At 73.5% G+C, this 11,873-nt stretch carries 10 protein-coding genes; 7 read left to right on the forward strand and 3 right to left on the reverse strand.

The genetic code is table 11. The features are described from left to right. The first annotated feature begins 66 nt into the window (after window positions 1–66). Window positions 67–675: a TetR/AcrR family transcriptional regulator gene (locus ACZ6O2_RS15120; RefSeq protein ID WP_466023279.1), complete on the forward strand. Its 609-nt coding sequence runs from the start codon at window positions 67–69 to the stop codon at window positions 673–675. 156 nt (window positions 676–831) lie between these two features. Here the strand turns inward: ACZ6O2_RS15120 and lhgO are convergent, their stop codons facing one another. Continuing rightward, complete coding sequence (lhgO, locus tag ACZ6O2_RS15125; protein ID WP_466023235.1) at window positions 832–2,028, reverse strand: L-2-hydroxyglutarate oxidase; 1,197 nt, start codon at window positions 2,026–2,028, stop codon at window positions 832–834. A 117-nt stretch (window positions 2,029–2,145) separates the two neighbouring features. Between lhgO and ACZ6O2_RS15130 the strand changes: the two genes are divergently transcribed. The 4 genes from ACZ6O2_RS15130 to ACZ6O2_RS15145 are packed head-to-tail and all read left to right on the forward strand — an operon-like array spanning window position 2,146 to window position 5,909. Then, window positions 2,146–3,285: a DegT/DnrJ/EryC1/StrS family aminotransferase gene (locus tag ACZ6O2_RS15130; protein ID WP_466023236.1), complete on the forward strand. Its 1,140-nt coding sequence runs from the start codon at window positions 2,146–2,148 to the stop codon at window positions 3,283–3,285. A 26-nt stretch (window positions 3,286–3,311) separates the two neighbouring features. After that, window positions 3,312–4,244, forward strand: a complete 933-nt coding sequence (locus ACZ6O2_RS15135; protein WP_350677830.1) for an NAD-dependent epimerase/dehydratase family protein — start codon at window positions 3,312–3,314, stop codon at window positions 4,242–4,244. Beyond that, window positions 4,241–4,708: an acyltransferase gene (locus tag ACZ6O2_RS15140; RefSeq protein ID WP_393303558.1), complete on the forward strand. Its 468-nt coding sequence runs from the start codon at window positions 4,241–4,243 to the stop codon at window positions 4,706–4,708. Before ACZ6O2_RS15135 ends, ACZ6O2_RS15140 begins: the two co-directional genes overlap by 4 nt. A gap of 13 nt (window positions 4,709–4,721) precedes the next feature. Beyond that, window positions 4,722–5,909 carry a glycosyltransferase family 4 protein gene (locus ACZ6O2_RS15145; protein WP_466023237.1) on the forward strand — a complete coding sequence of 396 codons (1,188 nt, stop codon included), beginning with the start codon at window positions 4,722–4,724 and terminating at the stop codon, window positions 5,907–5,909. Window positions 5,910–6,005: 96 nt separating this feature from the next. On the opposite strand, the gene ACZ6O2_RS15150 is transcribed toward ACZ6O2_RS15145, so the two are convergent. Further along, window positions 6,006–7,130 (reverse strand): lysylphosphatidylglycerol synthase domain-containing protein, encoded by a 1,125-nt coding sequence (locus ACZ6O2_RS15150; RefSeq protein ID WP_466023238.1) that lies wholly within the window; start codon window positions 7,128–7,130, stop codon window positions 6,006–6,008. Between the two features lie 215 nt (window positions 7,131–7,345). Between ACZ6O2_RS15150 and ACZ6O2_RS15155 the strand changes: the two genes are divergently transcribed. Further along, window positions 7,346–8,446: a DegT/DnrJ/EryC1/StrS family aminotransferase gene (locus tag ACZ6O2_RS15155; RefSeq protein WP_466023239.1), complete on the forward strand. Its 1,101-nt coding sequence runs from the start codon at window positions 7,346–7,348 to the stop codon at window positions 8,444–8,446. After that, on the forward strand, window positions 8,443–9,408 hold the full coding sequence (locus ACZ6O2_RS15160) for a Gfo/Idh/MocA family protein (RefSeq protein WP_466023240.1): 966 nt from the start codon (window positions 8,443–8,445) through the stop codon (window positions 9,406–9,408). Before ACZ6O2_RS15155 ends, ACZ6O2_RS15160 begins: the two co-directional genes overlap by 4 nt. Before the next feature lie 182 nt (window positions 9,409–9,590). Here the strand turns inward: ACZ6O2_RS15160 and ACZ6O2_RS15165 are convergent, their stop codons facing one another. Beyond that, window positions 9,591–11,669 (reverse strand): DUF6541 family protein, encoded by a 2,079-nt coding sequence (locus ACZ6O2_RS15165; protein ID WP_466023241.1) that lies wholly within the window; start codon window positions 11,667–11,669, stop codon window positions 9,591–9,593. Between the last annotated feature and the right edge of the window lie 204 nt (window positions 11,670–11,873).

The following is an 11,873-nucleotide window of genomic DNA, read 5'->3' on the forward strand; positions in this document are numbered from 1 at the left end:
CCTCGTGACAGCCGAGACGAGCTCCAGGTGACGACCGGGAAGAGGCGGGCGCCGGCCGGCGCGGCGGTGCTGCGGGACGACATCACCACGGCGATCCGCCGCGCGCTGATGCAGGAGCTCGCCGCGGTCGGCTACGGCCGGCTCTCCATCGAGGCGGTGGCCCGTCGGGCCGGGGTGAGCAAGACCGCGATCTACCGGCGCTGGAGCTCGAAGCTCGAACTGGTGCTGGAGATCGTCGCCGCGGCGGCCACCGGCAAGCTGCCGGCGCTGGACACCGGCACCCTGCGCGGCGACCTCCAACTGCTCTTCCAGGTCGTGGCGCACGCGTTGCGGCACCCGCTGGCCTCGCAGATCATCCCCGACCTGCTCGCCGAGGCGGCCCGCAACCCGACCATCGACCAGACCCTCCAGCAGCTGCTGCGGGCGCGGCAGCAGGAGATCGGCGGCCGGCTGATCGGCCGCGCCGTGCAGCGCGGCGAGCTGCCGCCCGACACCGACCCCGAGGCGGCCGTCGACCTGATCGTCGGCCCGCTCTACTGGCGGCTGGCGATCGCGCGGACCCCGCTCACCGACGCGTACCTGGACACGCTGGTCGAGGCGGTGGCCACCGGGCTCGGCGCCGGCGCCGGCGTGCCCCGGCCCCGCGCGGCGGCCACCGACGCCACGCCCGCCTGACCGGCCACCCCGCGCCCGCCCCGGCGCGCGTCCTGGACCGGTGCCGCCCGTTCTGTGCGGGCCCGGGGCTCGCCGCCCCGAACCCTCCGGGCCGGAGGTCGCCGTCCGCCCCGGCGCGCATCCAGGACCGGTGCCGCCCGCCCTGGTGCCGTCGGGTCAGCGCGGCGCGTCGACCGGCAGCCGGGAGACGATGTGCCGGGCGATCTCCAGCGAGCTGGTCGCGGCGGGGGAGGGCGCGTTCAGCACGTGCACCTGCCGGTCCGCCTCGACGATGAGGAAGTCGTCCACCAGACCGCCGTCGGGCAGGATCGCCTGGGCGCGGACGCCGGCGCCGGCCCGGACGATGTCCGCCGGGGTCAGCTCCGGCACCAGCCGGGCGAGGCTCGCCGCGAACCGCTTCTTCGACAGCGACCGGGCCACCTCGGTCAGCCCGTAGCGGTAGTGCCGGCGGCCCAGTGCCCACAGGCCCCGGTAGGTCAGCTCGTCCCAGATGTCGCGCGGGCTGATCCGGCCCCAGGAGTAGCCCTCGCGGGCGGTCGCCAGCACGGCGTTCGGGCCGGCGTGCACGCTGCCGTCGATCATCTTGGTCAGGTGCACCCCGAGGAACGGGAACTGCGGGTCCGGCACCGGGTAGATCAGCCCCCGCACCAGGCCCTGGCGCTGCGGCACCAACTCGTAGTACTCGCCCCGGAACGGCACGATCCGCACCGGCGTGGACACCCCGGCCAGCCGGGAGATGCGGTCGGCGTGCAGACCGGCGCAGTTGACCAGGACGTCCGCGACCACCTCGCCCCTGGTGGTGCTGACCACCACGCCCTCGGGTCGGGTGGCCACGCCGGTGACCTCGGTCTCGGTGCGCAGCTCCGCCCCGCCCGCCGCGAGCAGCTCGGCGAGCTTGCGGCAGACCGCCCCGAAGTCGACGATGCCGGTCGAGGCGACGTGCAGCGCGGCGACGGCCGCGACGTGCGGCTCGTACTCGGCCGCCTCGGCGGCCTCGATCAGCCGCACCGGCAGGCCGTTGGCCGTGGCCCGCTCGTGCAGGGCGTGCAGCCGGGGCAGCTCCTCCGGGTCGGTGGCGACGATCAGCTTGCCGCAGATGTCGTACGCGAGCCCGTGCCGCTCGCAGAACTCGACCATCGACGCGCTGCCGGCCTTGCACATGGTGGCCTTCAGGCTGCCCGGCTTGTAGTAGACGCCGGCGTGGATGACGCCCGAGTTGTGCCCCGTCTGGTGGGCCGCCCAGCCGGCCTCCTTCTCCAGCACGGTGACCTGGTCCCCGGGCCGGTCGGTCATCAGCCGGTGTGCCACGGCGAGCCCGACGATGCCGCCACCCACCACCACGAACCTGGTCATCTCATCTCCCCTGCCGACGCCGCGACCGATGGTAACCAAGCCGTCCCGCGTGCCCGACTCGCGGACGACCCGCCCGGTTGGCCTAGACTGCTCCGGGTCCATCACTCTGGGGGTCACATGTCTGAGGTCATCGCGCTCGGCCAGCCCACGGTCGGCGAGGCGGAGCTCGCGGCCATCGCCGAGGTCTTCGCCTCCGGCTGGCTCGCCGGCTCCGGGCCCACCTGCCGCCGCTTCGAGGAGCGCTTCGCCGCCACCGTCGGCACCCGGCACGCCCTCGCCACCAGCAACTGTGGCTCGGCGCTGCACCTGGCGCTGCTCACGCTCGGTGTCAAGCCGGGCGACGAGGTGATCGTCGGCGACTACACCTTCCCGGCCACCGGGCACTCGGTGATGTGGACCGGCGCCACGCCGGTCTTCGCCGACGTGCGGCCCGACACCTGGACGGTCGACCCGGCCGCCGTCGAGGCCGCGATCACCCCGCGCACCGTCGGCATCATCGCCGTCGACGCGTTCGGGCAGCCGGCCGACTACGACGAGCTGCGCGCCATCGCCGACAAGCACGGCCTGTTCCTGGTCGAGGACGCCGCCTGCTCCGCCGGCGCCACCTACAAGGGCCGGCCGGCCGGCAGCCTGGCCGACGTCGCCACCTTCAGCTTCCACGGCCGCAAGGGCATCACCGCCGGCGAGGGCGGGGCCTACGTCACCGACCGGGACGACCTCGCCGCCCACGCCCGCAAGCTGCACACGTACGGGGTGGAGGGGGCGCTCACCCGCGCCGAGCTGTCGCACCTGCCGATCCCGACCTTCACCGAGCTGGGCTACAACTACCGGCTCTCCGACATCTCCGCGGCGATCATGCTCGCCCAGCTCGACCGGCTGCCGGACCTGCTGGCCGCGAAGCGCCGCACCGCGGCCCGCTACGGCGAGCTGCTCAAGGACCACGAGCTGATCACCACCCCGTACGAGGCGCCCGACCGCGAGCACCCCTGGCAGTCGTACGTCGTCACGCTGGCGCCCTCGGTCGACCGGGGCGCGGTGGCGCTGGCGCTGCGGCAGCGCGGTGTGCAGTGCACCTTCGGCACGTACGCCTCGCACGTCCAGCCGCTCTACGGCCAGACCACGCCCTGCCCGGTCTCGGCGGACCTGTTCGCCCGGCACCTGGCCATCCCGATGCACGCCAACCTCACCGACGCCCAGGTCGAGACCGTCGCGGCCACGCTGGTGGACGTCGTCAACACCGCGGCCACCAGCCGCTGACTCCCCAAGGAAGGACACGCTCCGCCATGTCGAAGCAGACCGTCTTCATCACCGGAGGCGCGGGTTTCATCGGCCTGCACGTGGTGCCGATGCTGTTGGAGAAGGGCTACAAGGTCCGCATCTTCGACAACATGTTCCGCGGTGACCGGGACCGCGTCGCGGAGCTGGTGGCCACCGGCGACGTCGAGCTGATCGACCAGGACGTCCGCTACGGCGGCGCCGTGCACGCGGCCATGAAGGGCTGCGACTACGTGATCCACCTGGCCGCGGTCTCGATCAACAAGAGCCAGGCCGACCCGTACGAGTCGATCGACATCAACATGGTCGGCAACCACAACGTGTTCGCCGCCGCCGCCGACCACGGCGTCAAGCGGCTGGTCTTCGCGTCGTCGGCCTCGGTCTACGGCGACCCGAAGAAGCTGCCGATGCACGAGGACGACCGGCTCGACCCGCTCACCCCGTACTGCATCTCCAAGCGGGCCGGCGAGGACCTGCTCGGCTTCTACCAGCGCAGCAAGGGCCTGAACTGGATCGCCCTGCGGTTCTTCAACGTCTACGGCCCGGGCCAGAAGCCGACCGCCTACTACACCTCGGTGATCAACCACTTCGTGAAGCGGCTCAAGAACGGCGAGCCGCCGGTCATCGACGGCAAGGGCGAGCAGTCGATGGACTTCATCCACGTCCACGACATCGCCCGCTCGGTGGTCGCCGCGATGGAGGCCGAGCAGGGCAACGTGCCGGTCAACATCGGCACCGGCATCGACACCTCGATCGCGACCCTCGCCGAGATCCTGATCAAGGCTGTCGGCGTCGACGTGCAGCCGCAGTTCAACCCGCGCGAGGTGCTGGTCAGCCGGCGCGCCGCCGACATCACCCGGGCCCGCGAGGTGCTCGGCTGGGAGCCCACCATCGCCGTCGAGGACGGGATGACCGACCTCATCAAGACCGAGGTCGCGTGACCCAGTCGCCGTCCGCCGGGGGCCCGTCGTCGCACGGGCTCCCGGCGAACCCGTACAACCCGCACGCGTGGGTGATCGGCGAGCCGGTGATCGGCGCGGGCACGTGGATCGGCGCGTTCACCGTCATCGACGGCTCCGGCGGGCTGACCATCGGCGCCGGCTGCGACATCAGCTGCGGCGCGCAGATCTACACCCACTCCACCGCCCGGCGTTGCGTGTCGGGGCGTGCCCATGCTTCCGTTGACCGGGCGCCGGTGGTGATCGGCGACCGGGTGTTCATCGGGGCGAACGCGACCGTGATGATGGGCGTCACCATCGGTGACGGCGCGGTCGTCGGCGCGGGGGCCGTGGTCACCAGAGACGTGCCACCGGGGGCGGTCGTGACGGGAGTCCCCGCCCGGGTGGTCTCCACAGTCGAGTTGGACGGCGGCGATGTCCGGTTCGTCCCTGTAGCGGAGAGCTAGGAGCACCCCTCCCGTGCGTATCGCAGTGGTCAACAACTTCTTCCCGCCGCGCGCGGGCGGAAGCTCGCACCTGTCCGAGTCGCTCGCCAAGGGCTACGCCGCCGAGGGGCACGACGTGCTGGTGCTCACGGCCGCCTACCAGGACGCCCCGGAGGTCGAGGAGCGCGACGGGCTGCGGATCGTCCGGCTGCCGGCGTGGATGCTGCCGCAGACCCGGCTGGCCGTGAGCTTCGACATCTCGTTCACCACCCGGCCCAGCCTGCTGCGCCGGGTCCGCAAGCTGCTCGACGAGTTCCGGCCGGACGTCATCCACCAGCACGGCCAGTTCTTCGACCTGACCTGGGCGACCGCGCTCTACGCGCGCAAGCGCGGGGTGCCGGCGCTGCTGTCCATCCACACCCGGCTGGAGAACCCGCAGGCCCGCTACGCGAAGGTGTTCCGCGGGCTGGACGCGACCATGGTCAAGCCGTTCATGTGGCGGTCCAAGCCGCGGCTCGTGGTGATGGACGTGCTCATGCAGGAGTACATCGAGGCCCGCTACCAGGGCGCGCACTCCGGCCTGGTGCCGATCCCGGTCGGGGTGGACCCGGACTGGGTGGTCGGCGGCAACGCCCAGCGGGTCCGTGAGCGGCACGACCTGGGCACCTCGCCGGTGATCCTGTCGGTGGGGCACGTGATCCCGCTGCGGGACCGCATCGCGCTGGTCGAGGCGCTGCCCGAGGTGCTGGCCAAGGTGCCGGACGCGAAGCTGCTCATCTGCGGCCAGGTCTACTACGGGGTGTTCGCGGAGCGGGCCCGGGCGCTCGGCGTCGAGCACGCCGTCATCGCGGCCGGCAAGGTGGCCAAGAGCGAGATCCCGGACTACCTGGCCGCCGCGACGGTGGAGTCGCACGAGCAGGGGCTCGGCCTCGGCACGGCGACCCTGGAGGCGATGGCGGCGGGCGTGCCCGTGGTGGCGCCCGCACGGGCGGACAACTTCCCCGGCATCTCGCTGCGCGACGGCGAGAACGTCCTGCTCTGCCGGCCCGGCGACGTGTCGGGCCTGGCCGAGCGACTGATCGCCGCGCTGACCGACCCGGCCCTGGCCAAGCAGATCGGCGTCAACGGCCAGTCCCTCATCCGGGAGCGCTTCAGCCTCGACCGGGTGCTGCACCGGCACCTGGAGGTGCTCGGCGAGATGGCGGCGGCCCGCCGCCGCTGACCGTACGACGAGAAGGTGCCCCCGACCACGAGCGTGGTCGGGGGCACCGGCGTTTCGCGGGACGGTGTCCGCCGGGCACGGGCCGGCGGACAGGCGTCAGGGGGTGGTGACCGGCGCGGCGGCCTGGTCGGCGGCGGAGCGGGGCACCGGAACCTGCTCGACGGGGATCGCCTCATCGGGGGCGGCCTCGTCGGGCGCCCCCCGGCGGAGCTGCCGCACCCCGGACAGGGCGGCGATGCCGGCGGCGAGGAGGTCGGCCACCGTGAAGATCAGCCGGGAGGCGAGGGCGATACCCGTCGCCGCCCCGATGCCCCCGGCACCGGCGAGGAAGGGCGCCATGGTGGCGACCAGCACGGCCTCCCGGACGCCGAGCCCGGAGGGGGAGAGGAAGGCGAACATCCCGACGGTCATCGCGATGGCGAACGAGCCGATGCTGCGCAGCAGGCCGCCGACGCCGGGAGCGGCCTGGGCGTTGGCCAGCAGCCACAGGTGCACGCCGAACAGCGTGTAGCCCAGGGCGCTCCAGCCGACCACCCGCAGCACGCCGGGCAGCGTCAGCCGGTGCTGCAGCGGCGGTCGGCGCAGCACCTTGAGGACGATCTGGATCAGCCGGGTGAGCACCGCCGGGATCGCGCAGATCAGGGCGATCGGGAACAGCACGGCGACGATGTAGAGCGCCACCCGGACCGGCTCGGCGTACTCGGCCCCGGTCTCGGCGGTCGCGTCCAGCAGCGAGGGCAGGCTCAGCAGGCCGACGCCGAGCGCGGCGACCACGCCGAGCCCCAGCGCGACCAGCGTGGCCAGGAAGGCCCGCGCGCGCGGCAGCCCGGCCCGCCGGCCCAACTCCATCTGCAGGACGTACGCCCACACGCTGCCAGGGATGTACTTGCCGAGCTGCCCGACCATGCAGATCCGCAGGGCGGCGGGAACGGACACCCGGTGCTCCAGGTCCTCCGCCGCGGCCCGCCACGCCATCGAGTTGGCGAACATCCCGGCGAGCACCGCCAGCACGGCGAGCACCACCGAGGGCCACGCCAGGTCGAGCCAGGTCTGCCGGACGTCCGGCCACTGGCTGACGACGCTCCAGGTCATGCCCGCCGCGATCGCCGCGATCACCACGACCCGTACGCCCAGCGAGAGCCAGCGGGACGCACCCTTCGCCGTGCCGGCCTCCTCGGCCGGTGCGGTCACCGTTTCGACCTGCGTCGCGGTCTCTGCCACGGCCGTCCTGCCTCCGCGTCGCCCTGACCCGTTGGGGTCGCCTGCACAATTCGCCGAGACTAGCGCAGCGCGGGGCGTACCACGAACCCAGCCCGGTCGGCGAGTCGGGCCCTCGCCGGGCGTGCGCGGATTCTCGCCGGGGCGGTCCAGATGTGCCGGGGTCCTCCCGCGCTGCTACGGTCTGCACGCTGCCCCACACCCCAAGGAGAGCTCCTGTGATCCCGATTTCCGTCGTCAAGCTGGACGAGGCGGCCGAGCGGTTGGCGGTCGAGGTGATCCGTTCGGGCGTCATCGCGCAGGGACCGATGGTGGCCCGCCTGGAGCGCGAGTTCGCCGACCTGGTCGGCGTCGAGCACGCGGTGGCCGTCAACAACGGCACCACCGCGCTCGTGGCCGCGCTCCAGGTGCTCGACCTCCAGCCTGGCGACGAGGTCGTCACCAGCCCCTTCACCTTCGTCGCGACCCTCAACGCGATCCTCGAGGCGGGCGCCACCGCCCGGTTCGCCGACATCCGCGAGGACGACTTCTGCGTCGACCCGGAGGCCCTCGCCGCCGCCGTCGGCCCGCGCACCAAGGTGCTCATGCCGGTCCACCTGTACGGCCAGCCCGCCGACATGGACGCGATCGCCCCGCTGGCGCGGCAGCACGGCCTCGGCCTCGTCGAGGACACCGCCCAGTCGCTCGGTGCCACGATCTCCGGGCGCGGCGCCGGCAGCTTCGGGCTCGGCACCTTCTCGCTGTACGCCACCAAGAACCTCACCACGGGTGAGGGCGGCATGATCACCACCGACGACGCCGGCCTCGCCGACCGGCTGCGGGTGCTGCGCAACCAGGGCATGCGGCAGCGCTACCAGTACGAGGTGGCCGGGCACAACTACCGCCTCACCGACCTGCAGGCCGCGCTGGGCATCCCGCAGATCGCCGCGTACGGCGAGAACGTCAAGCGCCGCAAGGACAACGCCGCCCGGCTCTCCGCCGGCCTGGCCGACGTCCCCGGGCTGCGCCTGCCGACCGAGCTGCCCGGCCGCTCGCACGTCTGGCACCAGTACACGGTGCTGGTCACCGACGAGGCCCCGGTGAGCCGCGACGAGGTGATCACCCGGCTGAACGAGCGCGGCGTGGGCTGCGGCATCTACTACCCGAAGACCGTCTACGACTACGACTGCTACCGGGACCACCCCCGCGTGGTCGCCGACCCGGCGCCGGTGACCGACCGGGTCGTGCGCCAGTGCGTCTCGCTGCCGGTGCACCACCACCTCTCCGACAGCGACGTCGACCAGGTCGTCGAGGCCGTCCGCGCGGCGGTGGGCGCATGACCGCCAAGCTGCGTTTCGCCCTGGTCGGCACCGGGATGATGGGCTCGCTGCACGCCCGGGTGATCGCCCAGTCCGACCGGGCCGAGCTGGCCCGGGTGATCGAGCCCCGGCGCTCCGTCGGCCAGCAGATCGCCGAGCGGTACGGGGCCGGCTGGGCCCCGAACGCCGACGACCTCTCCGACGTCGACGCCGTGGTGATCGCCGCGCCGACCGAGTTCCACCACGGCCTCGCCGACCAGGTGCTCGCCGCAGACAAGCCGCTGCTGATCGAGAAGCCGGTCTGCGGCAGCCTCGCCGAGACCGAGGAGATCGTGGCCACCGCCGGCAAGCGCGGCGTGCCGCTGCTGTGCGGTCTGCTGGAGCGGTTCAACCCGGCGGTGCTGACCGCCCTCGCCCTGGTCGACCGCCCGGTGCACCTGACCGCCACCCGGCACTCGCCGTACGCACCGCGGATCCGCACCGGGGTCGCCTGGGACCTGCTCATCCACGACGTCGACCTGGCGATCCAGGCGTTCGGCGGCGAGGAGCCGGTGGGGGTCCGGGGCACCTTCGGCCACTTCCACCCGGACTCGCTCGCCGAGGCGGAGGACGTGGCGGAGACGGTGTTGAACTTCGGCAGCGGCGCCCTGGCCAACGTCTCGGCCAGCCGGATCGGGCAGCGCAAGGTCCGGACGCTGGTGATCAGCGAGGTCGACCGGCTGATCGAGGCGGACCTGATCCGCAAGGACGTGACCATCTACCGGCACGTCTCGTCGGACGCGGCCACGCCGGACGGGCGCGGCTACCGGCAGCAGAGCATCATAGAGGTGCCGGAGCTGCTCACCAACCGGGAGCCGCTCGCCGCCCAGCTCGACCACTTCCTGGACATCGTCGCCGGTACGGCCGACGCCGACGTGGAGCGGCAGCGCATCCTGCCCGCGCACCGGGTGGTCGGCCGGCTCTTCGCCGACAACGGGCGCTGACGGGCTGACACGCGAGGGGCGGGGCGACCACGGTCGCCCCGCCCCTTGTCGTCGTCCGGCCCGGCGGCGGGCACGCACGGCCGTGCCGCCGACGTGAACCCGCCCCGCCGGCCTGCCGGGCGTCTCCCGCCAGGCCGTCTGCCCCGAGGGCCGGGGCACCGGCGTGCCCCGGCCCGTCGCGCTCAGCTCCCGGTGGCGCAGCTCCGGCCGGCCTCGGTGACCCGGTAGATGCTGATCCGCCCGATCGTGTGGGCCAGCTCCAGCCGGTCGCTGGCCTCCAGCCGCTCGCGCTCGTAGTGCTTGTCCCAGGCGCCGGGCATGTTCCGCTTTCCGACCACCACGTACGAGATGTTGAACTGGCGCACCTCGCACCCGGCGGGCCGGGCGTCGGCGTTGTCCACCAGCCAGTTCCACGCGTCCCACCGCCGCTCGTAGTTCTCCGTCGGCAGGCCGGGCAGCGGCGGGATGCCGAACAGCAGCGGCACCTCGTAGTCGGCGTAGGCCCAGGTGATGAACTCGTGGTGCCGGTCGTAGGCGACGGTGGCGCCGGGCGGGTTGTTCTCCGCCAGCCACTCGAACGTCTTCTCGTAGGAGGAGCCCACCGGCGCCCGGCCCTTGAACGCGCCGCGCAGCGGCTGCCAGCTCGCCGGTACCGCGGCGAGGCCGAGCAGCACGGCCACCAGCACCCCCGCGGCGATCGCCGTCGGCGCCTCCGACCCGCGCAGCGCCCCGGCCTTCGCGGCGACGCGGGTCAGCAGCCACTGCACGGCCAGCCCCAGCACCACCGCGCCGGCGACCGCCAGCAGCCCGTACACCGGGAAGATCATCGAGCGGACCCGCTCCCGGACGCCGTACCACAGGCTGGAGAGCGTCATCGCGGCCGTCGAGTCGGACGCGGCGGTCCACACCCCGATCGCCGTCCAGACCACGCCGGCGGCGAACCACGGCCGGGCCCACCGCAGCCGCGGCAGCACCAGGCAGAGCGGGGAGAGCAGCAGGCACGGGATGACCAGCCAGAGGCCGACCTGGATCGTCGGCTCGCTGAGCTGGAAGTCCTTCCCGCCGACGCCCGGGTAGGCGAACAGCACGTAGCGCTGCGGGTCGGTGACCCAGTACTCGAACGAGTCGCCGTACCTGCCGAGCAGGGCGGGCGGGTTGGACAGCCGCTCGCCGTTGGCGCCGGCCAGCACCCCGAGCAGCGGGAGCAGCGGCACCAGCGCGGCCAGCACCATCGCGCCGGCCGACGCGGCGACCCGGCGCAGCACCCACCGGCCGCGTACGGCCAGCAGCATGCCGACCGCCAGGACGGCGATGAACAGCACGTCGTACGTGTGCGTCATGACGATCCCGGCGCCGCACAGGCCGGCGAGCAGGCCCAGCCGGACCGGGTGGGCGCCACGCGCGGCGAGCGCGATCAGCAGCGCGATCGCCCCGGCCATGCAGGGGGCGGTCTGCTCGGTGATCCGACCCGTGATCACCGACATCCACATCGGGCCGAGCACGGCCGGCGCGGCGGCGGCGCTGGCGGCCACCACCGGCCTGCCGCCGAGGGCCCGGACGCAGGCGTAGACGGCCGCCACCAGCGCGAGCGGCCCGACGAGGATCGACCAGGCGCTCAGCACCGTGCTGATCCGCCCGCCGGAGATCTCCGCCGCCTGGGCCCAGGCCACGTTGGCCGCGAGCGGGTAGAAGGAACAGGACAACGCCGGATCGGTGGAACCGGTGGTGCAGGCCGAGGAGATCAGCACGCTGTCGGTGTCCATGATCCGCCGGGTGAGGAAGCCGTGGTTCATGGCGTCCCACCCGGGCGGGGCGACGAGCCGGCCCAGCATCAGCCAGCCGAAGGCGACGCTGACCACGGCGGGCACGGCGATCCCGAGGACGTCGGCGCGGCCGGGGCGTACCGCCGGGAGCCGCAGCCGGGTGATCCGCGCCCGCCACCCGGCGTCGGTCGGCCGCCCGGCGGCGTCGCCGCCGACGGTGGCGGTGCGGTCGGCGGCGTCCGGGTCGACCAGGCCGCGGGTCACCAGCCGGGACGCGAGCACCGCGAGGCCGGCGAGCAGCACCTCGGCGGCGAGCACCGCCAGCGGGCCGTCCGGCAGCCCGAGTTTCGGCAGCCATGTCATGGCGAGGGTGACCAGGCCCAGGGTCAACGCCGGGGCGGCGGCCCAGGTGGCCCACCGGTAGCGGCCCGGGGGCAGCGCGAATCCGAGCAGCGCGCCGGGCACGATGGCGACGGCGAGCGCGATGAGGCTGGTCAAACCGTGGATCCTTTCCAACGGAACTCGCGGTTGCCCCGCGGCGGCTGGTGCGCGGAGCCGAGGTGCGGCCGCCCGTGCGGCCACCCGGTCGGCGAGCGGCCGGACCAGTATAGGAACGGGAGCCGGCCGTGCTGACCCGGCGAACCCGGCGTCGGCGACGCGTCGTCACCGGCGTCGTTTTTGCGGTGGATCATCCCGGCCCGG

The organism is Micromonospora sp. NPDC048040, assembly GCF_055587185.1.

Bases quoted from the DNA above. Each gene is read 5' to 3' on its own strand.
- lhgO (WP_466023235.1), bottom strand. From the start codon at position 2,028: ATGACCAGGTTCGTGGTGGTGGGTGGCGGCATCGTCGGGCTCGCCGTG.
- ACZ6O2_RS15130 (WP_466023236.1), top strand. From the start codon at position 2,146: ATGTCTGAGGTCATCGCGCTCGGCCAGCCCACGGTCGGCGAGGCGGAG.
- ACZ6O2_RS15135 (WP_350677830.1), top strand. From the start codon at position 3,312: ATGTCGAAGCAGACCGTCTTCATCACCGGAGGCGCGGGTTTCATCGGC.
- ACZ6O2_RS15160 (WP_466023240.1), top strand. From the start codon at position 8,443: ATGACCGCCAAGCTGCGTTTCGCCCTGGTCGGCACCGGGATGATGGGC.